Raw genomic sequence first — 24,364 nt, forward strand, 5'->3', positions numbered from 1 at the left:
TCAATCGTATGGATCACCTGAGCGACGTGATTCACGTCGATCATGCGGATCACGTGGATCATGTGGTGCCTGCCGGTCATGGGGGCGCTGCGGACCACGGAGACCACCAGGAACCCTCGGACCCTGGAGGCCCCGAGCGTCCCGAGGACCGCCTGGACGGTCAGGACCGCCAGGACCGCCAGGACCGTACGGGGCATGCGGGTCCTGCGGGCCGGGGCGACCGTGTGGACGGCGAGGGGCGCGCCGAGCACACCGAGCTCGCCGAACGCGCGGACCGTGGTGACTCCTCCGGCGCCTGGGACGACGGGCTGATCGCGCGCCGGGTGACCGAGGAGGCCGCCGCCGCGACGGCCCCCGCAGCCGCTGCCGCCGTCGAGAGCCGGGCGCAGTCGGCGCAGATCCCCGCACCGCTCGCCTACGACGGCCCGCTGCGCTCGCGTCTCGACGCGCTGCGGGAGCTGGTGGGGCTCTCCCGGGCCCGGCTCGACAACAGGACGCTCGCCGAGGCGGGCCGGGTGCTGGACGAGTCGGCGGCGCGGCGCAGGCTCTCCGGGCAGCACACGGTCGTAGCCATCGCGGGTGCCACCGGCAGCGGAAAGTCGCAGCTGTTCAATGTGCTCGCCGGGGTGACCATCTCGGAGACGGGCGTGCGGCGGCCGACCACCGCCGCCCCCATCGTGTGCAGCTGGAGCGACGGCGCGTCCGGCCTCATCGACCGGCTCGGCATCCCGGGACGGCTGCGGCGGCGCCCGTTGCAGAGCGCGGAGGCCGAGGCGCTGCTGGGCGGGCTGGTCCTGGTCGACCTGCCCGACCACGACTCGGCGGCCGTGCAGCACCGGGAGCAGGTGGACCGGGTGCTGGCGCTCGTCGACGCGGTCATCTGGGTCGTCGATCCCGAGAAGTACGCCGACGCCGTCCTGCACGAGCGCTATCTGCGGCCCATGGCGGGGCACGCGGAGGTCATGTTCGTCGTCCTCAACCAGATCGACCGGCTGCCCGAGGAGGCGGCCGACCTGGTCCTCGACGATCTGCGGCGGCTGCTGGACGAGGACGGGATCGCGCTCGGCGAGTACGACGAACCGGGCGCGACCGTGCTCGCCCTCTCCGCGCTGACCGGCGACGGGGTCGGTGAACTGCGGGAGGCGCTGGGCCAGTTCGTGGCCGAGCGCGGGGCGGCGGCCCGCCGGATCTCGGCCGACGTCGACGCCGCCGCGGTCGGGCTGCGGCCGGTGTACGCGACCGGGCGGCGCAGCGGGCTCAGCGAGGAGGCGCGGGACGAGTTCACCGCCCGGCTGGCGGACGCGGTGGGTGCCGCGGCGGCGGGCGAGGCGGCCGAACGCGCCTGGCTGCGCAACGCCAACCGTGCCTGCGGGACGCCCTGGCTGCGGCTGTGGCGCTGGTTCCAGGGCCGGGGGGCGCAGGTCCCCACGGGCCGCCTCGGGCAGCGGGCCCAGGCCGACGAGGAGGCCACGGCCAGGCAGCGGGTGGAACAGGCGGTGCGGGGGGTGTCCGAGCGGGCGTCGGCCGGGCTGCCGACGCCGTGGGCGCAGGCGGTGCGCGAGGCCGCCGTGCGGGGGTCCCAGGGGCTGTCCGAGGCGCTGGACGAGCTGGCGGCACGGGCCGGACTGCCTCCCGGGCGGCCGCCGCGGCCGGGCTGGTGGCCGTTGGCCGTGCTGGCCCAGGCGGCCATGACGCTGCTTCAGATCGTGGGCGGGCTGTGGCTGGTGGGGCAGATCGCCGGGGTCATGGCGCCGAATCTGGGGGTGCCCGTGCTGTTGATGCTGGCCGGCATCGTGGGCGGTCCGCTGATCGAGTGGAGCTGCCGGATGGCGGCGCGCGGACCGGCGAAACGGTACGGACTGGAGGCGGAGCGGCGGTTGCGGGAGGCCGCCGCGGGCTGCGGGCGGGCCCGGGTCCTGGATCCGGTGGCCGCGGAACTGCTGCGCTACCGGGAGGTCCGGGAGCAGTACGGCCGGGTCGTGGGCGCGGGCGTCGGGGTGCGGTGAGGTCGGTGCCGGGCCCGCAGGAGTGCGGTGACGTCGGCGCCGGGCCCGCAGGGGTGCGGTGAGGTCGGTTCCGGGCCCGCAGGGGCGCGGATCGGATCACCCCTGCGGGTGAGGGAGTTCTCCACAGGCGGGGGGTGACCCACAGGGCTCGGCGGGCTCGTCCCGGCGGAGGCAGTCTGGTGCCACGGCGGTCGCGACGGACGCGGTCGCCGTGGCGGCGGCGGTACGCGCGTGAGCGTGACCGACGCGGCGGACGCAGCCGTACGGGACGGGCCCGTACGCGTGCCGGACCGGGCCGGGTGCCCGGGTGAGGGAGGGGTTCGCGATGAACGAGACGATCGTGTGCACGGTGGGCAACGTGGCCACGCAGCCGGTGTACCGGGAGCTGGCCTCGGGGCCGTCCGCGCGGTTCCGGCTCGCGGTGACCTCGCGTTACTGGGACCGCGAGAAGAGCGCCTGGACCGACGGGCACACCAACTTCTTCACGGTGTGGGCCAATCGCCAGCTCGCCACGAACGCGGCGGCGTCCCTGTCGGTGGGCGAACCCGTGATCGTGCAGGGCAGGTTGAAGGTGCGGACCGAGGTGCGCGACGGGCAGAGCCGGACGTCGGCGGACATCGACGCGGTGGCCATCGGCCATGATCTGGCCCGGGGCACCTGCGCGTTCCGGCGTACGGGCCGGCCGGAGGCGGGCACGGCCGGTCCGCCGGACAGGCCCGAGCCCGCCTGGGAGAACCCGGCCGAGGGCGGCGGCCCGGAGGCGGTGCACCGGCCCGCGGAGCCGGCCGCGGTGACGTGATGTCAGCCGATGCCCCGACTCGGCCGAACTGCGGCTTATCGGTGAATTCCACCGGGACTTGCCCCGAACAGCCCGGTTGATTTGTCGATAAGCCCTGCTCCGGGGTGATCCCGGCGATAACGATTCCGAGTCGGATCGGTTGTCTGACGATATGACGAGCGAAAGGCGGAGTGGCTCTTCCTTAGGATGCCGGGCATAGCTGTCAAGGCTGCTGATTCTGCTGGTGGGACCGTACCCCCACGTCAACGGGTCCTGCTCGAAGGGGAATTCTGTGCTTTCTTCGCTCTCCGCGCCGTCTCCACGTCGTCGGCGAGGGGTGGTCCGGTCTGCCGCCGCGGTGCTCGTGTCCGGTCTGGTCACCGCAGGTGCGGTGGCCGTCGCCGCTCCGGCGGTCGCCGCCGAGACGGTGCAGAGCCAGGGCGGGGCGATCGCCACCATGGGCGGTCTGAAGACGTACGGCGGCGCGGTGGTCCACGGCGACAGCGGGGACCAGCAGGTGTCGGCGGGGCTGTTCGAGATGTCCGTCGAGGGCGGCGGCACCCTTCAGACGTACTGCGTCGACCTCCACAACCCCACCCAGCGGGACGCCAGCTACCACGAGACGCCCTGGAGCGGTACGTCGCTGGCCGCCAACAAGAACGCCGGCAAGATCAGCTGGATCCTCCAGAACTCCTACCCGCAGGTCAACGACCTGGCCGCGCTCGCCGAGGCGGCGGGCACCGGCTCCGGCCTCACCGAGCAGGACGCGGCGGCCGGTACCCAGGTGGCCATCTGGCGCTACTCGGACGCCGCCGACGTGGACGCCATCGACCCGCAGGCCGAGAAGCTCGCCGACTACCTCCAGAAGGCCGCCCGTACCGCCGCCGAGCCCGAGGCGTCGCTGAGCCTCGACCCGCCCGCGGTCTCCGGTCACCCCGGGGGCCTGCTCGGCCCGGTGACGGTGCACACCGACGCGGACAGCGTGACGGTGACCCCGTCCGCGGACCCGGCCGTCGACGGGGTGCGGATCGTCGGCAAGGACGGCAAGGCCGTCACGTCCGCGCAGGACGGCAGCCAGCTGTTCTTCGACGTGCCCGAGGGCGCCGCGGACGGGTCGGCCGACCTGACCGTGCAGGCCTCGACCACCGTCCCGGTCGGCCGGGCCTTCACCTCCGAGTCCAGGAGCCAGACGCAGATCCTGGCCGGCTCCAGCGAGTCGACGGTCTCGGCGACGGCGAGCGCGGCCTGGGCGGCGCTGGGCCCGATACCCGCCCTGTCGGCGGTGAAGAACTGCGCCAAGGGCGGAGTGGACGTCACCGTGGCCAACAGGGGCGACGAGGTCTTCACCTTCGAGCTGATGGGCACCGAGCACAGCATTCCGGCGGGGGTGTCGCGGACGGTGACGATCCCCCTCCAGGAGGATCAGGCCTACGGCTTCACGATCGACGGCCAGGCCGGCTTCCAGAAGCGGTTCACCGGCGTGCTCGACTGCAAGACCCAGGGCGGCGTCGGCGGGAACGCCGTGCAGACGCTCAGCGAGCCCAGCCCGGCCACGGTCGGCGGCACCTCCACCGGCCCGAACCTCGCCGAGACCGGCGGCTCCGGCGCGACCCCGCTGATCGTCGGTGTGGCCATCGGCCTGGTCGTCATCGGCGGCGCGGCGCTGATCCTCGTCAGCAGGAAGCAGAACCCGACCCAGGGCTGACAGAGGCACCTCGATCCCGGGCGGCCACGGCGCAGACCACCGAGGAGACGACGGCGGTCACGGCAAGGCTCCCCAGCACGACCAGCCCCACGCCGATCACGAAGAGACCGTCGCCGTCGCCCGACCAGTCGTAGAACGCGGCGACGCCCAGGCCGGTCGTGGTGCCGACCACGGCACTCGTGCGATGCCCCCGGTACGCCGCCCAGCACACCGGGGCCAGCAGGGTCAGCACCAACCCGATCACCTGCCACGGCTCGTAGGGGCCGGTCGACGTGCCGTCGGGCCGCACGTCGCGATGCTGGTCCCAGCCCAGCCAGGCGGCCCACAGCGCCAGGGCCGCCCCGGCCGACGCGAGTACTGGCAGGAGTCGGGAAACGGGGTCCGTCAGGTGTCGGTTCATGCCCCGAGCCTCCCGGCCCGCCGCGTCACGGCACAGAGTGCGCATACTCATCTCCGCCCGAGTACGCGGACGGAGAGTGCCGGCCGGGTCGCCGTGGTGGTCGAAGAAGCACCAGGTCATCAGAGCGGAGCGCGAAGATGACCAGGATCTAGAGTATGGAGGCCGCTGGTCCTTTCGGTCGCGCTCCCCGTGTCTGTACCGCGCTTGGGCAGAATGCGAGTGTGTCCCTCGATGCCGTCGACGCCGTGACTGGTCCGCGATGCCCAACCCGACGGCCCACCCATCCGATAGATCGAGCGCGGAACAGCGGGGACCCTCGGTGAAATCAGCCGAGCCTCCAGAGCCACGCATCAGCCGTTCGCCCAGTTCAGCCCACCAACTGGCCTCAGATTGCCTCTGATCTTGCTCAATTTGCGCGCCTTCTCGTCCTGTGTATGCGGAACTTCGGATCAACGTCACTCGCCGCCCGGGGGTGACGCACAAACTTGGGGGAGCCATGAAGAGAAGGTCCAGCGCCATTGCCGGTCTTGCCGGTCTGCTCATGCTGGCAACTGCGGCACCGGCCTTCGCCGATGGCACGGAGCCGGAAAGCGGTGTTGTTGCGCCGGCCGCGGTCGCCGATGGCGCGGCTGTCGAGCCGGGCAGCGTTACCGATGATTCCGCCGCAGGCGCTGTCAGCGGCGAAGACGGTACGTGGCTACAGCAACTGCACGGCCACTGCCGAGACTTACGCTACGGTCCGGGCACCTTACCGAGAGGGCTGGGTCATCAAGTAGCAGGCACCTGACGAGCTAGCAGGTATTTCACGCTCGCGCGCCTCGATCGGTCCAACCGGCTGAGGCGTGAACGTCTGTAGCCAAGGAGAAACCGTATGCGTCCAGTCGCGCCCGTGCCGGTCCTTCTGCTTCTTCTGCTCCTGTCGGCATGCTCTGCTCAGGCCGAAGGCAGTACTCAGCCCGCCACCCCCGCAGCCGCATCCGCAGCAACCAAGGCGCCCTCGGGTCCCGCTTCCCCGAAGAACCCCCAGGACTCTCTCGCTCTCCCGCAGAAGCCCAGCTTCCTGGTTCCCGTCACCCAGGGAAGTCATAGCGAAGACCTGCCGGCCTTCACGCCGACCGAAGGCGTCTACAGCATTCACGCTCTGTGCACCGGCAAGGGGACCGTGAGTATCCACTACGGCTCTCACGATGAGGATCCCAGCAAGGTCGAATGCGGCACCCCGGTGACTGTCGGCCGCGTCTACACCGATCGCGGAAAGCCGCAGATCCTCTCCATGCAGGTTGACGGGTCCGACATCCACTGGGCCGTGGCCGTCGTGGCGGGAACACAAGCCATGTGACCCTCGACTCGATCGGCGAGCCCCCGCTCACCCGGGGGTGACGCTCGTCGTCGGTCGACGCGCCCGCCGTCGTGGCTGACTTTCGTCGGCTGAGGTTCAGGCGGGGCGTGTCGAAGGTGCCGCCGTCGCTCGAGTGCGCCAGGGCTGGGCCGTCCGAGGGGCGCCGAGGCCGACCGATGGCGACCGGCAGTGACGAGCGAGCTACGGAGACCGGCAGCAGAACCCCAGGTCACAGCCCCTCGGCGGAACGCGTTTCCCCCCAGGGGTAGCCGTCAGGCAAGATGGGGTGTATCTGCCCTCTGCCCATTGCCAGATTTCAACGCCGGACGGTTTCTCTTGGCTGAGTACATCTACACCATGCGCAAGACGCGCAAGGCACACGGCGACAAGGTCATCCTTGACGACGTGACGCTGAGCTTCCTGCCCGGAGCGAAGATCGGCGTGGTCGGCCCGAACGGAGCCGGTAAGTCGACCGTCCTGAAGATCATGGCGGGCCTCGAGCAGCCGTCGAACGGTGACGCGTTCCTCTCGCCCGGCTACAGCGTCGGCATCCTGATGCAGGAGCCCAAGCTGAACGAGGAGAAGACGGTCCTGGCCAACGTCCAGGAGGGCGTCGCCGAGATCAAGGGCAAGCTCGACCGGTTCAACGAGATCGCCGAGCAGATGGCGACCGACTACTCGGACGCGCTGCTGGAGGAGATGGGCAAGCTCCAGGAGGACCTGGACCACGCCAACGCCTGGGACCTCGACGCCCAGCTGGAGCAGGCCATGGACGCCCTGGGCTGCCCGCCCGGCGACTGGCCGGTCAACAACCTCTCCGGTGGTGAGAAGCGCCGCGTCGCGCTGTGCAAGCTGCTGCTCGAGGCGCCCGACCTGCTGCTTCTCGACGAGCCCACCAACCACCTGGACGCCGAGTCCGTGAACTGGCTGGAGCAGCACCTCGCCAAGTACGCGGGCACCGTCGTGGCCATCACCCACGACCGGTACTTCCTGGACAACGTCGCCGAGTGGATCCTCGAACTCGACCGAGGCCGCGCCTTCCCGTACGAGGGCAACTACTCCACGTACCTGGAGACCAAGGCGACCCGTCTCAAGGTCGAGGGGGCGAAGGACGCCAAGCGGCAGAAGCGCCTCAAGGAAGAGCTCGAGTGGGTGCGCTCCAACGCCAAGGGGCGCCAGGCCAAGTCCAAGGCCCGTCTGGCCCGCTACGAGGAGATGGCGGCCGAGGCCGACAAGATGCGGAAGCTGGACTTCGAGGAGATCCAGATCCCGCCGGGCCCGCGTCTGGGCAGTGTGGTCGTCGAGGTCAACAACCTCAACAAGGCCTTCGGCGAGAAGGTCCTCATCGACGACCTGAGCTTCACCCTGCCGCGCAACGGCATCGTCGGTGTCATCGGCCCGAACGGCGCCGGCAAGACCACGCTCTTCAAGATGATCCAGGGCCTGGAGGAGCCGGACTCCGGCTCGATCAAGATCGGCGAGACCGTCAAGATCTCCTACGTCGACCAGAGCCGCGAGAACATCGACCCCAAGAAGACCCTGTGGGCCGTTGTCTCGGACGAGCTCGACTACATCAACGTCGGCCAGGTCGAGATGCCCTCGCGGGCCTACGTCTCCGCCTTCGGCTTCAAGGGCCCGGACCAGCAGAAGCCGGCCGGCGTCCTGTCCGGCGGTGAGCGCAACCGCCTCAACCTCGCGCTCACCCTCAAGCAGGGCGGCAACCTGCTGCTCCTCGACGAGCCGACCAACGACCTCGACGTCGAGACGCTCTCCAGCCTGGAGAACGCGCTGCTGGAGTTCCCCGGCTGCGCCGTGGTCGTCTCCCACGACCGCTGGTTCCTGGACCGGGTCGCCACCCACATCCTCGCCTACGAGGGTGAATCCAAGTGGTTCTGGTTCGAGGGCAACTTCGAGTCGTACGAGAAGAACAAGATCGAGCGCCTCGGTGCGGACGCCGCCCGTCCGCACCGTGCCACCTACAAGAAGCTGACCCGGGGCTGATCGATCTTGCGGCACATCTACCGCTGCCCGCTGCGCTGGGCGGACATGGACGCGTACGGGCACATCAACAATGTGGTGTTCCTCCGGTACCTGGAGGAAGCCCGTATCGACTTCCTCTTCCGTCCGGACAAGGACTTCCAGCAGGGGTCGGTGGTGGCGCGCCACGAGATCGACTACAAGCGCCAGCTCGTCCACCGGCACGCGCCGGTGGACATCGAGCTGTGGGTCACCCAGGTCAGGGCGGCGTCCTTCACGATCAACTACGAGGTCAAGGACCCGGACCAGGTCTATGTCCGGGCCTCGACGGTGATAGTGCCGTTCGACTTCGCACAGCAGCGGCCCCGGCGGATCACCGCGGAGGAGCGGGAGTTCCTGCAGGAGTACATGGACGACCACGAGAGCGCCGACGAGGGCGAGGCCGTCGCCGCATGACGGTGCTCCACCTCGCCGACGAGGGGGAGGCGGCGGACCTCGCGGCCTTCCTCTCCCGACTGCTCCACTACGACCGTGGAGCGGCGGTGCGTCTTCAGGCGGCCGGCACCGCACTCGCGGTGTTCGGCCGGCCGCCGTCCTTCGAGGTGCTGGCCATCCGCGCGGTGCGGCTGGCCAAGCCGTACGAGAACGGGCTCGAGGCCACGCTCGACGTGACCGTGTCCGCCGGTGAGCTCCTGGAGTCGGTGGACGAGAAGGCGGCCACGGCCACCGTCCCGGCCGCCGTGACCGGGCCGCCGTGGGCGGGGGTGCTGCCGCCGCGGGGCGGCTGGAAGGCCGAGCCGGGGCTGCCGGCGCCGGACGGCCTGCGCAGCCTGGTCGCCGCGGCCGTCACCGAGTTCCGTTCCCGGACCGGTGAGCTGCCGGACGGCCTGCGTACCCGGACCGAACTCGACCGGATCGGGCGGGAGATCTGGTCCCGGACGGTGGGCGAGACCCGGCTGCCGGTGCGGGTCGTGCACGCGGCCCAGTCACTGGGCTTCCTGCGCGCGGTGAAGACGTCCGCCGAGGCGGAGTTGGGGATGTTCTCGTCGGGTGCGTGGCTGCGGCTGCGCACGCCGTACGGGTCGATCGCCGTACGGACGGCGGGACTCGGGACGCTGGGCGTCAGCGTCCGCTGACCCCGCGCGGGACCGCGTGCCCGCGCGGGACCGCGCTCCTGGGCCGGACCGCGCTCCTGGGCCGGACCGCGCTCCTGGGCCGGACCGCGCTCCTGGGCCGGACCGCGCTCCCGGGCCGGACCCCGGCAGGGTCCGGCCCGGCAGCCCGCGGGCCTCACTCCGGCGTGTTCACCATCGAGGCCGCCGCGTACGTCAGGTAGTTCCACAGCGTCGTCTCGTGCTCCTCGGACAGGCCGAGGTCGTCGACGGCGTCCCGCATGTGCCTCAGCCAGGCGTCGTGCGCGGCCCGGTCGACGGTGAACGGGGCGTGGCGCATGCGCAGCCGGGGGTGGCCGCGGTTCTCGCTGTAGGTCGTGGGGCCGCCCCAGTACTGCATGAGGAACAGCGTCATGCGCTCCTCGGCCGGGCCCAGGTCCTCCTCCGGGTACATGGGCCGCAGCACCGGGTCCCCGGCGACTCCCTGGTAGAAACGGTGGACGAGCCGACGGAAGGTCTCCTCCCCGCCGACCTGCTCGTAGAAGGTCTGCTCCTGAAGCGTGCCGCGCCGAATCTCTTTCACGTCCCCATGGTCTCAGACGGGGTGGCGGAGGACTCAAGGCTTAGGACCTGGCCAAGGGGCCACCGGGAGCTGGTTCGCCTCGGGCGCCGTCGCGCAGGACAGTGGAGCTATGGGCACGCGCGCGCTCGACAAGGACCTGGAGGACCTCGCCGCCTCGGCGCGGGCCGCGCTGGTGCGCGAGATCGGGATCAGCGGCGCCTTCGACCCGGATCCGGCCTGGCGGGAGGCGTTCGCGGCGGTCCCGCGGCACCTCTTCGTGCCGTACTACTACGTCGGCGCCCTGGGCGGTTACGAGCGCTGCTGGGGCGAGGACCCCGACCTGCGGGCCCGGGAGCGCTGGGTGCGCGGCGCGTACGCCGACGCCCCGCTCGCCACCCGGCTGCGCGACGGCGAGCTGGTCTCCTCCAGCAGCCAGCCGTCCCTCATGGCGCAGATGCTGGCCGAGCTGCGGGTGACGGACGACAGCCGGGTCCTGGAGATCGGCGCGGGCACCGGGTACAACGCGGCGCTGCTGTCGTACCGCCTCGGCGAGGACCGGGTCACCACCGTCGACCTGTATCCGGAGATCACCGAGGCGGCCCGGCAGCACCTCGCGGCGGCCGGGTACCACCCAGCCGTCGTCACCGGCGACGGCGCGCGCGGGGTTCCCGAGCGGGCCCCGTTCGACCGGATCATCGCCACCTGCACGCTGACGTCGATCCCGCACGCCTGGCTCGCCCAGTGCGATCCCGGTGCCCGGATCCTGGCGCCGCTGGCCACCGGCCTGATCACCCTGACCGTACGGGACGCCGAGCGCGCCGAGGGACACTTCCTGCACACGCCCGCCTACTTCGTGCCGCTGCGCGGCGAGGGTCGCCCACAGCCGGATGCGGCGGCCTCGACGAGCGGGGTGCCACGGGCCGCCCGGGACCACGAACTGCTCCGGTTCCTGCTCACGCTCACCCGCGGCAGCCTCGATCCGCAGGAGGCGTACGCGCTGTGGGACCGCGAGCACGCACCGCAGCGCGAGCGCTACGGCGTCACGGTCGCCGGCGGCTCGGCGTGGGCGTGGCTGGACGACCCGGAGGGGCCGTACGTATGGCCCCTTCCGGGCTGACCGGCTGACCGGCTGACCGGCGAACCGGCTGACCAGCCGACCGACTGACCGGCGAACCGGCGGCCGTTCCCGCCGGTCGGCCGGTCCGGCTCGCTCAGCCCCGCCGGATGGTGATCGTCGTCCAGGCGCCCACGTGCACCTGGTCGCCGTCCTGGAGCGGTACCGGCACGAAGGGCTGAATCGGTTCCTCGGAGCCGTTGACCGTCGTGCCGTTCGTCGAGTTCTGGTCGACGACCGCCCAGCCGCCGTCGGGCTGCTGCACCAGCACGGCGTGCTGGTGCGAGACGCCCGGGTCCTCCGGCGGCACCGAGAGGTCCACGTCGGGGGTCTCGCCGGTGGAGTGGCGACGACGGCCGATGGTGATCTGGTTGCCGGTGAGCGTGCGCCGCTGCTCGGGCGAGTACGCGGGCAGGTTCAGGCCCGCGGCCTCGGGCCCGGAGCGCTGCATCATCGCCATGAAGTACGTACGGTCCGGACCGATGGTCGCCGTCCAGGTCGCCGGCTGCTGCGGGAAGGCGGAGCCGGGCGGGGGGCCCTGCGTCGCACCGGGCTGCGGGTAGCCGTAACCACCGCCGCCGGGCGCACCGGGGGCGCCCGGACCACCGGGACCACCGGCGCCGCCCGGAGCGTTGCCGGAGGGCGGGGAGATCACCCAGTCGTCGTCGCCGAAGGACGGCCCGCCCTGCTGGGGACCGCCCTGCGGCGGACGGCCCGTCTCCTGCGGGAACATCGGCGGGGCCTGCGGGCCGGACTGCTGGTACATCTGCGCGGCGCCGTTCGGCACACCGGGACCGGGCGCACCAGGACCGCCGAAGCCGCCGGGGCCGCCGGCGGTGGGCGGCGGAACGGGCCGTGAGGGGTCCGCGCCGAACCCGGGAGCCGCGGAGGAGCCGGGGAACCCGGACGGGCCCGGACGGCCGGGACCCTGCTGACCGGGGCCCTGCTGACCGGGACCGCCCTGGCCGGGCGGCGGTCCGGGCCGCTGCGAGGGGTCCGCGCCGAACGGCGGAGCCGACGGGTCGCCGCCGAACGGCGGGATCGGCTCGGCCGGCCGGTTCACCTGCGAAGGCCGGGAGCTCTGGTAGTCGAAGGCGTCACCGCCGCCGAAGGAGGGACCCGGGCCGCCGGGGCCACCGAGACCCCCCGGGCCACCGGGACCCCCCGGGCCACCGGGACCCCCCGGGCCACCGGGACCCCCCGGGCCACCGGGCGGCTGCTGGAAGCGGACGGCCGGGCCGGGCGCGGGCGGGCGCGGGGCGGCCGGGGTGTAGGAGGTCGCCGTGTTGGTGAGGAAGTTCCACCGGCACTCCTCGCAGAACGGCGCACCGTTCTCGCGGGGCGTACGGCACTGGGGGCAGAGCTCGGGCTCGGCGTTGGGCACGGCGGACAGATGCCGGCCGCCGTGGCCCTGCTGACCGCCGGGGCCGGGAGGCGGCGGCGGGAAGCCGTAGTCGCCCGGCGGGGGCGGCGGCGGAGGGGGCGGAGGCACGGCACCGGCCATGCGGTGACCACAGACCTCGCACCAGTCGTCGGAACCCGACTGATGTCCGTTCGGGCAGGTCGGCATGTCGGCGCTTCCCCCTCTCCTTTTCCGGCCGCTCTGACCGGATTTACTCCGACCCCGAGAGGGGCCAGGCTCGCTGCTTGCGGTGTTCCGCTAGGTCACTTCTTTACACGAACAGTCTTTGTGGACCGAGTTTCGAGAGTCATCTCGTCGGCCTCCGCGACCTTTGCCTTCAATCGCACAGTACCTGTCGTCGCGTCGACCACGTCCACCACCTTCGCAAGCAGTTTCGCAGTATCGGCGTTCCCGGAGGCGCTGGCGAGCTGAACGGCACGGCCCAGCTTGGCCGTTGCGCCGTCGAAATCGCCCGCTTTGCGAAGGTCGAGACCCTGCTGGATCGCCCGGGCCAGTTCGGCCTGGCCGGTGTAGTGCGCCACCTGCGGATTGATCGAGGTCGACGCCGTCATGTCGTCGGTCCACACGGCCCGTACGAGGCCCTGTGCGCCCGGGTTCGGGGCGCTCGCGCCCCCGGGTTGCGGGACCACCAGGGAGACCCGGGCTGCCAGCATCTCCCGGCCCAGGCCCGCGGGCGGGACCTCGACGCACACGTGGTAGTCGCGGGACTCGTCGCCCCAGGAGCCGGTGGGGTAGTCCCCGGCACGCGGTCCGGCCTCGGTTCTGCGATCGGTCAGATCCTCGACCGTGGGCGCGACTTGCTTGACGTACTTGACGGAGGTGCCGACCGGGGTCCACAGCCGCAGCGCGACGTCGGCGACCTCCTTGCCCATGGCCGTCTCCATCATCCGCGTGAAGTCGGCGGCGAGTCCGGCCGGGTCGGCGACGATGTCGGCGGTGCCGAGCAGCGCGGAGGCGATCCCTGTGACTTCTTTCACTTCCCAGTCGGTGCCGACACCGCGGGCGTCACAGGTGAAACGGCCCGCGCAGTGGTCCAGGGACGCCTTGAGGTCCTGTGCCGACTCGTGCTCGTTGCGGCCGTCGGTGAGCAGGATGCCGTGCCGTATGGCGACGTCGGCCGAGGACAGCAGGCTCTCGGCGAGCCGCAGCCAGGTGCCGATGGCCGTGCCGCCGCCGGCGCTCAGCTTGCGCAGCGCCTGCTTGGCCTGGTCGCGGGTGGTGGCGGAGGCCACCGAGAGGCGGCCGCCGCCCGGATAGACCTCCTTGGCCACATGGGTGCCGCCGATCACCGCGAAGTGCACGCCGTCGCGCAGGGTGTCGATGGCGGCGGCCGTGGCGTCGCGGGCGTTGCGCATCTTCGTGGCCGGGTAGTCCATCGAGCCCGAACAGTCGACCATGATCGCCACGCCCGCGGACGGACCCCGCCCGGGTGTGTACACCTGAGGGGCCGAGGCCGCGCTGCCGACCGTTCCGCCGCCCGTCGCGGTGACCGTGACGATCGCGTTGACCTCGCGACCGCCCTCCGGGAGGTACTCGTTCTGGTAGACGTCCACCGAGAACTGCGGCACGTTGGACTTCGAGAAGTTGGCCATACCTGCTCAAATCCCCCTAGGAGCCCCCACGTCCGCGGGGGTGATGTCTCGGTACGGACCGGTCCCCTCCGGTCCGTCGGTACGCACGTGTCTTCGTCCCGGTTCGCGGCCTCAGGCCGATCCTGCCCCGGGTGGCGGGGCGGGGAACGGCAGCACGGCCACTGTTACGTTGTCGTGGCCCCCGCCGTCCAGCGCGTGGCCGACCAGGACCCGGGCGCCGTGCAGCGGCCGTGCGGCGGCGTCGAGGGGGAGCACCTCGGCCATCTCCTCGGCCGCCTCGGCGTAGTTCCACAGGCCGTCCGTGCACACCACCAGCACACCGGGCCGGTCCGGCTTGAAGGCGGCGGTGTGCGGCTCCAGTTCGTAGGCGTCGGCACCGAGCCAGCCGGTGATGGCGTGGGCGCGCTCGTCGGCGTAGGCCTCCGCCTCGTTCATCAGGCCGGCGGCGACCATCTGCGCGGCCCACGAGTCGTCCTCGGTCAGCCGGGCCGGCGGTGAGCCGCGGTCGGCCGGTACCCAGTAGACGCGGCTGTCGCCGACCCAGCCGACGACCAGCAGTCCGGTGGTGACCACGGCGCCGACCAGGGTGCAGGCGGGCGCGTTCTGGTGCGAGGCGTGCTCGCGGGCCGTCTCCGGTTCCCCGGCCAGCGCGTCGACCGCGTGCGAGGCGGCGACGATCGCGTCGTGCATCGCCTGCTGCGGGTGCGTGCCGCGCGGCAGGGCGGCCGCCAGGGACTCGCCCGCCGCGCGGGAGGCGGCGAGCGAGGCGTCGTCGGGACGGGTCGCCGAGGAGACGCCGTCGCAGACGATCGCGACCAGCGCGGGGGAGCCGTCGGGCAGCGCGCTCGTGCAGACGGCGAACGCGTCCTCGTTGCGGTGGTGGCGCAGGCCCCGGTCGCTGACGGCGGCGATCGGGCCCGACTCCTGCTCCATGTGGTCGCGTTCGCGCGGCTGGGCGTGCCCGCAGACCTCGCAGTAGCCGTCGTCGTCGACCCGGCCGGTCCGGCAGGCGACGCACACCTTGGGTTCCTCGGCCGGCGCGGCGAGCTCGGCGGCCACGCGCGGGTCGGGCGCCTGGAGGGCGTACTCCTCGGGCTCCGGCGGCCGGTCGAAGCGCACGCCGGTGGCGGGGACGGCCGCCGGATGGGCCGAGGGCGCCGGGGCGGGCGACGGGACCACGGGGGCCTGCGGGGCCGCGGGAGCCGACGGGGCTTGCGGCACCGCGGGAGCTGGCAGGGCCCCGGGGGCCTGCGGGGCCGCGGGAGCCGACGGGGCCCGGGCAGCCTCGGGAGCCGGTGGCGCCGGCGTGGCGGCCGGGTGCGGCGCCGGGCTGTTCATGGTGAGCGTCGGATGGTCGTCCGGCTGCGGCGGCACGGCGGACAGGTCGTATCCGCACGCACCGCAGAAGCGGTCGCCCGCCTCGAGCGGCTCCTCGCAGCTCGGGCATCGCGCCAGGGCGGCCTGCTGGGACATCTGGGACATCACCTACACCCACGTCCGGGGGCGGTAACGGTTGGCACGTTCCACCAGGTCGATCCTCTCCTCGCCGCCGGTCGCCAGCCGGGCCAGCGTGCGGTACGAGCGCTCCAGGCCGAACCTGAGGCCCCGTTCGTCCAGGCCGCTGCCGAGCAGCGCCCGCTCCCCGGAGGCGGTGGGGGCGGAAGCCCGGCCTCCGGAGAGTATCCAGTCCAGCGCGCAGCCGAGCACTTCCGTGGACAACTGCTCGCGCCGCGTCGGATCCAGACCGTACGCGTCCAGCGCCTCGACCTGCGCCGCGGCGGCGCTGAGATCCTCCGGGAACGACACGTCGGCGGAGGTCGCCGTCCGCTGCCGCAGCCGCGCGCGCACCGCCGCCACCCGGCCGGCCGTGTAGTGGATGGACGACTCCGGCACCGACTCCAGCGTCCGTACGGCCGCACGGCGGTCCCCGGTCGCGAGCTGGACGCGGGCCAGGCCGAACGCGGCGCTCACATAGCTCGGGTCGGTCGCCCACACCAGGCGGTAGTACTCGGCCGCGTTGTCCAGCTGCCCGAGCACCTCGGCGCACAGGCCGAGCGCCAGCTTGGGGGCGTTCTCGCCGGGGAAGGCGTCGTAGACCGCGTCGAAGGAGAGCGCCGCGCCCTCGTGGTCGCCGGTCACCAGCGCGGCCACGCCCCGGTACCAGACCACCCGCCAGTCGTCCGGGCGCTCCTCCTCCAGCGCGCCCAGGGAACTCAGCGCGGCCGCCGGGTCGCCGTGCTCCAGCCGGGCCCGGATCTGCCGCAGCCGGGTCTCGACGGACGGGGCGGGCACGGCCGACAGCGCGCTGATCAGCTCGGCCGGGGCCGAGGTCATCAGGCCCGCCAGGAAACCGGCGTTGGGGTCGGTCTGGTCGACGTGCGGGACCGGCAGGGCGAGCGCGGCGGCCGGGGTGGCGATCTGCCGGACGAGTCCGGTCACGGGAACCGGACCGGGGCCGGCCCCGGGAACGGGGTCGCTCCCCGTCCGGGCCGCGGGGACGGAGCGCCGCATCGGTGCCGGCCGCACCGCTGCCGTCCGCACCCCCAGCCGCGACACGTCCCCGTCCAGTCGCGGGAACAACTCCGTGTCCGTCACCTTCAGTTCGGGCCCGAACAGGGTCGAGAGGGCCGGTCTGGCCTGTCCCGTCTGGAGGGAGACGACCTCCCGCAGCACACCCGTCAGCTGCTCCGCCATCTCCTGCGCGGACGCGAACCGGCGTGCCGGGTCGGGGTCGGTGGCGCGCACCAGCAGCCGGTAGAACGACTCGTACCGGCGGAAGACCTCGATGTTGTCGGGGTCGGGCAGGGAGTCCACGAACACGCTCGTGTAGCCCTGGAAGTCGAAGGTGAGGACGGCGAGCGTGCGGCCCACCGTGTACAGGTCGCTGGCCACCGACGGGCCGACGTCCGCCACCTCCGGCGCCTGGTAGCCCACGGTGCCGTAGATGGCCGACTCCTCGTCGTCCACCCGGCGCACCGCGCCCATGTCGATCAGCTTGAGCTGGTCCTCGGTCTGGATCGCGTTGTCGACCTTGAAGTCGCAGTACAGCAGGTTGCGGCTGTGCAGATGGCCGAGGGCCTCCAGCGCCTCGATGCCGTACGCGCACGCCTGCTCCACCGGCAGCGGGTCACGCTTGCCGTCGGCGGTGCGCCGTTCGTTGGCGATCTCCTTCAGCGACTTGCCGCCGACGTACTCCATCACGATGTACCCGTCCAGCGATCCCGTGCGCTGATCCAGGTGCTCCACGAAGTTGTAGATCCGCACGATGTTGGCGTGCTCGATCTCGGCGAGGAAGCGCCGCTCGGCGACCGCCGCGGCCAGGGCGTCCTCGTCGCCGGTGTCCAGCAGGCCCTTCAGTACGACCCAGCGGTCCGACACCGCGCGGTCCACGGCCAGATAGACCCAGCCGAGACCGCCGTGCGCCAGGCAGCCCATGACCTCGTACTGGCCGTGCACGATGTCACCGGTGTGCAGCTTCGGCACGAACGAGTAGGGGTGCCCGCACTTGGTGCAGAACCCCTCCGTGCGCCCGGGCCGGTCGCCGCGCGAACGCCCCACCGGCGCCCCGCAGTCGGAGCGCGAGCAGAACCGCTTGCGCTCGGGCACCTCCGGGTTCTCCAGGACCATCGCCCGCGGGTCGGGCCGTGGCACCTGCGGCACCGCGACCAGCCCGGCGCCGAGCCGGCTGCGCGCCGAACTCCCGGTGCCGGAACCGGAGCTGCGCACCGACACCGAGCGGCCCGAGGTCCGGCCCGACACCGAGCGCGAGAGCCGCCCGGAGACCGAGCGCCGCGACCTCGACGACTGCGACGACGTGCGCGTACTGCCGCCCGCGCCCGCACCGGTGCGCGAACTGCCGCTGCCCGCCGAGCCCTTGCCGCCGATCGCGCCGGACGCGGCCGCCGCCGGGACGACCGGGGCGAGACCGCAGGTGCCGCAGTACAGCTCGCCGCCGCCCATGTCCTCGTACGACCCGTCGCAGCCCGGCCGCTGACACGCCTGACCTGCCTGACTCATGGCTACTGCTCCCCCCTGTGGTCCTGCGGTCCACGCTGCTGCGCCGCGCGCGGGACACCGAGCAGCTCGACGACCGCGTGCTGGTAGCGCAGGACGGCCTGCTCGGCGACGCGCAGGTCGCAGGGCGCGCTCCACAGCATGCGGCGGGCCGCGTCGTACCGCTCGATCAGGAACGGGTCCTCCGCGAGGCCGTGCCGGGCGACCTTAGCCCGGTAGGCGTCGAGGCGGCCGCGCAGCTCCGCGCGGACCGCCAGGGGCGCGGTGACCGCCGTCAGCGACTCACGGGCGCGCAGCAGCTCGTCCTCGGCCCGCTGCTCCAGGGACTCCAGCAGCGGCGACAGCCGGTTCCACTGGCCGCGCCTGCGGTACTCGGCAGCCGTCGCCAGCTGTTCCTGGAGCACGGTCGGCGGTCCGCCGACCACCGGCACCTCGGTGGCGGCGATCTTCGCGAGGACCTCGCCGCGCGCGGTGCGCGCCTCGGCCAGCGTGCGGTCCGCGCGGGAGAGCACGTCGCGCAGTCTGACCAGCCGCTGCTCGGCGTCCTGGCGGACCGTCAGCACGGCGTCGATCTCCCGGCGCACGTCCTCCAGCGCGCGCGCCTCCCGGTCGTACACGGTCGTGTCGGGCCGGCCGCCGCCCGGGGCCGAACTGCCGTGCGTCGGCAGCCAGTAGGCGAGCGGGTCGGACACCACCTGCTCGCGCAGGGCGGTCAGGGTGTGGGTGATCCGCTCCAGGTCGTCGCCCGCCGGGTGCTCGCCGGGGCGCACGCCCACGGAGTGCGCGAGCTTGCGGGTGCGCTGGAGCTCCGCGGCCAGTAAATCGATCCGGGCGGGCAGCGCCGACCAGACCGCGTCGGCGGCGACGACCATGTCCAGCGAGGACGCGTACAGCTCGTTCATCCGCTCCACGAGCGTGACGAGCGAGAAGCTCTCGCTGAGCCGGCCCGGGCCGGACAGCGTCGGCGCGTTCGCCGTGGCCGTCGCGCTGCCGGCGATCGTGACGGACTCGCCGCGCAGCAGTTCGGTCAGCTCCACCAGGTCCTCGCGGCTGGACCAGCGGCGGCGGGAGCGGATCTCCCGGGCCGAGCGCAGCGCGTCCGTGTAGGCGTCGAAGTACGCCCACAGCAGCGTGATCGACGCCTCCGCGGACGTCCAGCGCTCCCGGGTGGTCCCGGTGAGCGCGGCGCCTTCGAGGAGCCTGCGGCCCGCGTGGTCCTGGAGGGCGAGCAGCGAGGTCTCGATCGCCTCGTGCTCGGCGCCGAGCCGCGCCAGCGCACGGTCCACCTCGTCCCGGTCCATCACCGGCCCGGCGGGGTCCGTGACGCCCATCGATCACCTCTCGCTGCTGAATAGGGTTTCGGGTCTGCTGCTGCCTTCGTGGTCCTCGTGGTGTCCGTCGGCGTGCGGTCAGCTCGTGCGCAGGTACTGCGGTGCGGGCGGCCTCGACGCCGTCGCGTCCTTGCCCAGTGTGGCCGACAGCCAGGTGTCGTACGACGCCTGCCAGCCGTTGCCGCTGTAGCCGACCAGGATCTGGTTGACCCGGCGCACCAGGTCGTCGGCGTCCTGCCGCATCGCCACGCCGTAGTACTCCGTGGTGAAGGGGGCGCCCTTCAACTCGACCGTGGGGTCCTGGGCGGCCTGGCTGGCGGCGAGCGCGCCGTCGGTGACCACCGCGTCGACCTCGCCGAGCTGGAGGCGGACCAGGCAGTCGAGCTGGTTGGGGACGGTGGTGGAGATGTCGACGGAGGAGGCGAGACGGCCCGCCTTCTTGTCCTCGTCGAGCTTGGTGTACGCGGTGGAGGACGCCGCCGTGCAGATCTTCCTCCCGGCCAGCGTGCTGTTGTAGCCCGTGATCGTCGACGACTTGGGGGCCAGGACCTGCTGGCCGGTCTTGAAGTAGGGCGCGGAGAACGCCACGTCCTTCAGCCGGTCGCAGTTGATGGTCATCGTGCGCACGATCATGTCGACCCGGCCGTCCTTGATCGCCGGTATGCGCTCGTTGGTGGGGATGGCCTTGAACTGGACCGCGTCCGGGTCGCCGAGGATGTCCTGGGCGATCCGGTGCACCAGGTCGATGTCGAAGCCCTCCAGCGCGGAGCCCTGGTTGTTCGGGTCCCGATAGCCCCAGCGGTAGCTGTTCTGGTCGACGCCGACGATCAGCTTGCGCTTCTCGCCGGTGCGGTTCTTGATCGCCTCGATGGTGGCGCCGTCCGCACCCGAAGGCGGCAGCGTCTGCTTCTCCGGGGCCGTGCAGTTCTCGGCCCGCATCTGGTCGCCGGTGGCGAGGCCGGGCCCGCCCAGGCCGACACCGTCGTCGTGGTGCTGCCGGACCAGCGGCAGCAGCAGGGCGAACGCCAGGGCCAGGGCGCAGACGACCGCCATCGCGCCCACCCCGCCCCAGCCCTTCAGGCCGGCCCGCACTCGTCGCACATGCATCGTCACGCCCCCTCTCACCGGTACTCCGACAGCCTGCGTCCGATACCGAGCACCGCGCCCGCCGCACCCAGCACGGCCAGTACGGCGGCGCCCAGCGGCAGTCCGCTCATCGCGCCCAGGCCGTCGCCCGCCGCCTGCCGGAACTCGCTCTGCTCGTGGTCGAGGGCGCGGGCGAGGTTGGCGTCGACACTGTCGAAGCACTCGCCGGTCGCGCCCTTGTCGCCGATCACCCGGTCCAGCGCCTGCTGGTAGTTGCCGTTCTCGTCCTGCTCGCGGGCGGCGGCGTGGCGCTTCTTCCACTCCGTCATGTTGGCGACGGCCGCGGTGACCGGCTCGGCGCCCTGGTGGTCGTCGGCGAGCGTCCGGGCCAGCGCCAGACCCTTGCCGAGGGCGGTCATGTCCTCGGTGAAGTCGTGGTCGTAGACGTCGACGGTGGTGTCGCCCACCTTGACCGTCTCGGCGCCGCGGGCCACCAGGGTGAGGTTCTCGTTGCCTCGGGCCTTGAGGGAGGCGATCCGGGCGTCGTGCAGCACGTTCAGCGAGCGGACGCCGTGGTCGTAGGACTCGTTCAGCTGCGCGCGGGCCACGCCGTGGCCGACGACGAGCCAGAGCAGGACGACGGCCGCGGTGGCCGTGGCCGCCACCAGACCGTGGTTCAGCACCCGGTTGGTACGGCGGTAGTTGCGGTGCTGGACCCAGCCGAGCGCGGCCAGGACGAGGACGCCCAGGGCGATCGCCACCCAGGGGTAGGGCGTGGCACGCGCGTAGTCGTCGCCGAGGCGGCGGTTCTCCTTGGTGTAGAGGTCCTGCGCCGCCGGGAGCATCTCGCCCTGCATCTTCTCGTTCGCGTACCGCAGATAGGCGCCGCCGACCGGGAAGCCCTGCCGGTTGTACGTACGGGCGCGCTCCACCAGGCCCTTGTACTCCGGCAGCAGGATGTTCAACTTGGTGATGGTCGCCGCGGCGGGGGAGCCGGGGTCGGAGCTCCCGGCCGCCTTGACCAGCCCCGCGGCGGCGGTGTCGATGTCCTGCTCGTACCGCTTGCGGGAGGCGGCCGTCTCCTGGCCGCCGGCCAAAAAGCCGCTGGAGGCCGCGGTGTTGGCGTCGGCGAGCGAGCGGTAGATGTCGGCGGCCGCGGCGGTGAGCGGCTGGCTCTTGTGCAGGACGTCGTCGGCCGCGGCCGTGCGGTCGGTCATCTGCCAGGCGGTGACGGCGCCGAACGCGACGACGAGGACGGCGAGAAGGGCACCGAGGAGGCGCAGCCGGCCCGGTTCGGTGGTGGCGGCGGTGCGCAGCCGGTCGACGCCCTCCACGAACGCGGTGGCGCGCGGCGGCGGCGCGGCGGCCGCGGACCGGTCGGCGGCCCCGGGCCGGAGCGCGGCCCGGTGAGGTACCACCGGCGTCGTGGGCATGCCCGAACTCGGTGGTGCCGCACTGCCCTTCGGTGCCTGAGTCACTGCTGACCTCCCCCGTGGTCATCCGTCGACGCCAGTATCACTGCCGGGACCGACATCCGCACCGGGTCTTCGCCGGATCTTGATCGGATCGCAGCGCAAGACCCGGGTCCCGCGTCGCGACCCGTCCGGACCCCCGCACCCTCTGCCCATGAATACGCCGCGGGAATCCGTTCGGTTCCCGGGCCCGCGGGCCGGCGGCGGCACCGCCCGCCTCACGGCGCGTAGTGGGCCCGCAGCCTCTCCCGCGCCCCGGCCGGCGCGTCCACCCGGTCCAGGCCCAGCAGTGCCGCCCCCAGCACCGGCGGCGCCGTCACCACCCGCGCCACCGCCTTCGGCGCCCGGGCGGCGAGCAGTTCCCGTACGGCGTCGTCGAGCAGGGCGTGGCCCGCGGCGAGGACACCGCCGCCCAGCAGGACCGGAGTCTCCTCCTCCAGCAGGCCCAGACGGGTCAGCGCGACGGTGGCCATGGACACGATCTCCTCGGCCAGACGGTCCACGACCGAGCGGGCCACCGCATCGCCCCCGGCGGCCGTGGCGAACAGCACCGGGGTCAGCTCGTGGCGGCGGTGCTGGGCGATCCGCTCCAGGTGCAGCGCCTCGATCAGCGCGTACATGGAGTCGAGGCCGAAGTGCGCGGGCAGGGCCCGGGCCAGCTCGGTGGGGACGCCGCGCCCGTCCTCGGCACGTGCCGCGTGCCACAGGGCCTCCTCGGCCAGATGCCAGCCGCCGCCCCAGTCGCCGGAGACACGGCCGAGCGCCGGGAAGCGGGCGGTGCGGCCGTCGGGGTGCATGCCGACGCAGTTGATGCCGGCGCCGCACACCACGGCGACGCCCCGCGGCTCGGCCACTCCCGCCCGCAGGATCGCGAAGGTGTCGTTGCGGACGTCCACCGACGCGCCCCACGCGCGCGCGTGCAGCGCGGCGGCCAGCTGCTCCTCCTCCACCGGCAGGTCGGCGTTGGCCAGACAGGCCGACACCTGCCGCACCTCGCCGACGCCCGCCGCCGCGTACGCCCGGCCGACCGCCTCCGCCAGGACGTCCACCGCCGCCCTCACGCCCACGACGGGCGGCCGGAACCCGCCGCCGCGGGCGGTGCCGAGGACGGTCCCGTCGGCCGCCACGACCGCCACGTCGGTCTTGCTGTTGCCGGCGTCGATGGCGAGGACGCTCGCGGTCAGGCCCACGCGAGGTGCTCCCGGTTGTGTGCGATCAGCCGGTCGGTGAGGGTCTCGGCGTACGCGTACTGGCCGACGAGGGGGTGGGCCAGCAGGGCCCGGAAGACCCGGTCCCGGCCGCCGTGCAGGGCGGCCGCCAGGGCGAGGTCCTCGTACGCCGTCACGTTCGCCGTCAGCCCCGCGTACAGCGGGTCCAGCGGCGCGACCGGCAGCGGGGCCGCGCCCTTCGGGCCGACCGCGGCCTGCACCTCGATCACCGCGTCCGCCGGGAGGAACGGCAGCGTGCCGTTGTTGAGGGTGTTGACCACCTGGTACGGGCTGCCCGCCCCGCCCAGCAGTGCCGCCGCGAGGTCCACCGCCGCCTCGGAGTAGTAGGCGCCGCCCCGCCGGGCGAGCAGCTCGGGCTTCTCGTCCAGGGCCGGATCGGCGTACATCGCCAGCAGTTCCCGCTCCATCGCGGCCACTTCGGCCGCCCGCGACGGTTTCGTCCGCAACTCCCGTACCACCTCGTCGTGCGCGTAGAAGTAGCGCAGGTAGTACGACGGGACGACGCCCAGCCGGTCCAGGAGCGGGCGGGGCAGCCGCAGGTCGGCGGCGATCGCCTCGCCGTGCTCGGCGAGCAGCGCGGGCAGCACGTCCGCGCCGTCCGGGCCACCGAGCCGGACCGCGGTCTCCCAGGTGAGGTGGTTGAGGCCGACGTGGTCGAGGTGCAGATCGGCGGGGGCGACGCCGAGCAGCGCGGCGAACTTCCGCTGGAGGCCGATCGCCACGTTGCACAGACCGATCGCCTTGTGCCCGGCCTGGAGCAGGGCCCGGGTGACGATGCCGACCGGGTTGGTGAAGTCGATGATCCAGGCGCCGGGGTTGGTCCTGCGGACCCGTTCGGCGATGTCCAGGACCACCGGCACCGTGCGCAGCGCCTTGGCCAGGCCGCCCGCGCCCGTGGTCTCCTGGCCGACGCAGCCGCACTCCAGCGGCCAGGTCTCGTCCTGTTCGCGGGCCGCCTGTCCGCCGACGCGCAGCTGGAGGAGGACGGCGTCGGCGCCGTCGACGCCCGCGTCCAGGTCGGCGGTGGTGGTGATCCGGCCCGGATGGCCCTGCTTGGCGAAGATGCGCCGGGCCAGGGCGCCGACCGGTTCCAGCCGGTCCGCCGCCGGGTCGACCAGTACCAGTTCCTCGACGGGCAGGGTGTCGCGCAGACGGGCGAAGCCGTCGACGAGTTCGGGGGTGTAGGTCGAGCCGCCGCCGACCACGGTGAGTTTCACGAGTAGT

At 72.8% G+C, this 24,364-nt stretch carries 19 protein-coding genes; 8 read left to right on the top strand and 11 right to left on the bottom strand.

The annotated features are described in order from the left end of the window. Nucleotides 1–8: 8 nt before the first annotated feature. The 3 genes from ACZ7OY_RS01780 (at nt 9) to ACZ7OY_RS01790 (ending at nt 4,489) form a co-directional block, all read left to right on the top strand. The gene (locus ACZ7OY_RS01780; protein ID WP_471909554.1) at nt 9–2,006 is read left to right on the top strand and encodes a YfjP family GTPase; all 1,998 of its coding nucleotides are present in this window, start codon (nt 9–11) and stop codon (nt 2,004–2,006) included. A gap of 325 nt (nt 2,007–2,331) precedes the next feature. Beyond that, the gene (locus tag ACZ7OY_RS01785) at nt 2,332–2,805 is read left to right on the top strand and encodes a single-stranded DNA-binding protein (RefSeq protein WP_471909555.1); all 474 of its coding nucleotides are present in this window, start codon (nt 2,332–2,334) and stop codon (nt 2,803–2,805) included. A gap of 271 nt (nt 2,806–3,076) precedes the next feature. After that, nucleotides 3,077–4,489 carry a Cys-Gln thioester bond-forming surface protein gene (locus ACZ7OY_RS01790; RefSeq protein ID WP_471909556.1) on the top strand — a complete coding sequence of 471 codons (1,413 nt, stop codon included), beginning with the start codon at nt 3,077–3,079 and terminating at the stop codon, nt 4,487–4,489. Here ACZ7OY_RS01790 and ACZ7OY_RS01795 read toward each other — a convergent pair. After that, nucleotides 4,458–4,889, bottom strand: a complete 432-nt coding sequence (locus ACZ7OY_RS01795; protein WP_471909557.1) for a hypothetical protein — start codon at nt 4,887–4,889, stop codon at nt 4,458–4,460. The genes ACZ7OY_RS01790 and ACZ7OY_RS01795 overlap by 32 nt on opposite strands. Before the next feature lie 871 nt (nt 4,890–5,760). Between ACZ7OY_RS01795 and ACZ7OY_RS01800 the strand changes: the two genes are divergently transcribed. From ACZ7OY_RS01800 to ACZ7OY_RS01815, 4 genes are all read left to right on the top strand, one after another. Next, on the top strand, nt 5,761–6,228 hold the full coding sequence (locus tag ACZ7OY_RS01800) for a hypothetical protein (RefSeq protein WP_471909558.1): 468 nt from the start codon (nt 5,761–5,763) through the stop codon (nt 6,226–6,228). Nucleotides 6,229–6,564: 336 nt separating this feature from the next. Then, nucleotides 6,565–8,229 carry an energy-dependent translational throttle protein EttA gene (ettA, locus tag ACZ7OY_RS01805; RefSeq protein WP_351603910.1) on the top strand — a complete coding sequence of 555 codons (1,665 nt, stop codon included), beginning with the start codon at nt 6,565–6,567 and terminating at the stop codon, nt 8,227–8,229. Between the two features lie 6 nt (nt 8,230–8,235). Continuing rightward, nucleotides 8,236–8,661, top strand: coding sequence for an acyl-CoA thioesterase (locus tag ACZ7OY_RS01810; RefSeq protein ID WP_351603912.1), 426 nt, complete (start codon nt 8,236–8,238; stop codon nt 8,659–8,661). After that, a complete protein-coding gene (locus ACZ7OY_RS01815; RefSeq protein ID WP_471909559.1) occupies nt 8,658–9,341 on the top strand; it encodes a DUF8010 domain-containing protein in 684 nt (227 codons plus the stop codon). Before ACZ7OY_RS01810 ends, ACZ7OY_RS01815 begins: the two co-directional genes overlap by 4 nt. Before the next feature lie 154 nt (nt 9,342–9,495). On the opposite strand, the gene ACZ7OY_RS01820 is transcribed toward ACZ7OY_RS01815, so the two are convergent. Continuing rightward, nucleotides 9,496–9,900, bottom strand: coding sequence for a globin (locus ACZ7OY_RS01820; RefSeq protein WP_471909560.1), 405 nt, complete (start codon nt 9,898–9,900; stop codon nt 9,496–9,498). A gap of 109 nt (nt 9,901–10,009) precedes the next feature. On the opposite strand from ACZ7OY_RS01820, the gene ACZ7OY_RS01825 reads away from it, so the two are divergent. Next, a complete protein-coding gene (locus ACZ7OY_RS01825; protein WP_471909561.1) occupies nt 10,010–10,996 on the top strand; it encodes a methyltransferase domain-containing protein in 987 nt (328 codons plus the stop codon). A gap of 94 nt (nt 10,997–11,090) precedes the next feature. Here the strand turns inward: ACZ7OY_RS01825 and ACZ7OY_RS01830 are convergent, their stop codons facing one another. From ACZ7OY_RS01830 to ACZ7OY_RS01870, 9 genes are all read right to left on the bottom strand, one after another. Further along, nucleotides 11,091–12,563, bottom strand: a complete 1,473-nt coding sequence (locus ACZ7OY_RS01830; protein ID WP_471909562.1) for an FHA domain-containing protein — start codon at nt 12,561–12,563, stop codon at nt 11,091–11,093. Between the two features lie 95 nt (nt 12,564–12,658). Then, entirely contained in the window at nt 12,659–14,008 is a 1,350-nt protein-coding gene (locus ACZ7OY_RS01835; protein WP_471909563.1) for a vWA domain-containing protein, read from the bottom strand. Nucleotides 14,009–14,119: 111 nt separating this feature from the next. Continuing rightward, nucleotides 14,120–15,490, bottom strand: coding sequence for a PP2C family serine/threonine-protein phosphatase (locus ACZ7OY_RS01840; RefSeq protein ID WP_471909564.1), 1,371 nt, complete (start codon nt 15,488–15,490; stop codon nt 14,120–14,122). A 3-nt stretch (nt 15,491–15,493) separates the two neighbouring features. After that, the gene (locus ACZ7OY_RS01845; RefSeq protein WP_471909565.1) at nt 15,494–18,025 is read right to left on the bottom strand and encodes a serine/threonine-protein kinase; all 2,532 of its coding nucleotides are present in this window, start codon (nt 18,023–18,025) and stop codon (nt 15,494–15,496) included. A gap of 2 nt (nt 18,026–18,027) precedes the next feature. Continuing rightward, entirely contained in the window at nt 18,028–19,353 is a 1,326-nt protein-coding gene (locus ACZ7OY_RS01850; protein WP_471909566.1) for a hypothetical protein, read from the bottom strand. A 78-nt stretch (nt 19,354–19,431) separates the two neighbouring features. Further along, nucleotides 19,432–20,460 carry a glutamate ABC transporter substrate-binding protein gene (locus ACZ7OY_RS01855; protein WP_471909567.1) on the bottom strand — a complete coding sequence of 343 codons (1,029 nt, stop codon included), beginning with the start codon at nt 20,458–20,460 and terminating at the stop codon, nt 19,432–19,434. Between the two features lie 14 nt (nt 20,461–20,474). Further along, on the bottom strand, nt 20,475–21,872 hold the full coding sequence (locus ACZ7OY_RS01860) for a hypothetical protein (protein ID WP_471909568.1): 1,398 nt from the start codon (nt 21,870–21,872) through the stop codon (nt 20,475–20,477). Between the two features lie 257 nt (nt 21,873–22,129). Further along, nucleotides 22,130–23,101 (bottom strand): N-acetylglucosamine kinase, encoded by a 972-nt coding sequence (locus ACZ7OY_RS01865; RefSeq protein WP_471909569.1) that lies wholly within the window; start codon nt 23,099–23,101, stop codon nt 22,130–22,132. Then, nucleotides 23,092–24,357, bottom strand: coding sequence for a 6-phospho-beta-glucosidase (locus ACZ7OY_RS01870; protein ID WP_471909570.1), 1,266 nt, complete (start codon nt 24,355–24,357; stop codon nt 23,092–23,094). The genes ACZ7OY_RS01865 and ACZ7OY_RS01870 overlap by 10 nt, the downstream gene beginning before the upstream one ends. Nucleotides 24,358–24,364 lie beyond the last annotated feature (7 nt).

Source organism: Streptomyces sp. NPDC107559 (genome assembly GCF_055657365.1).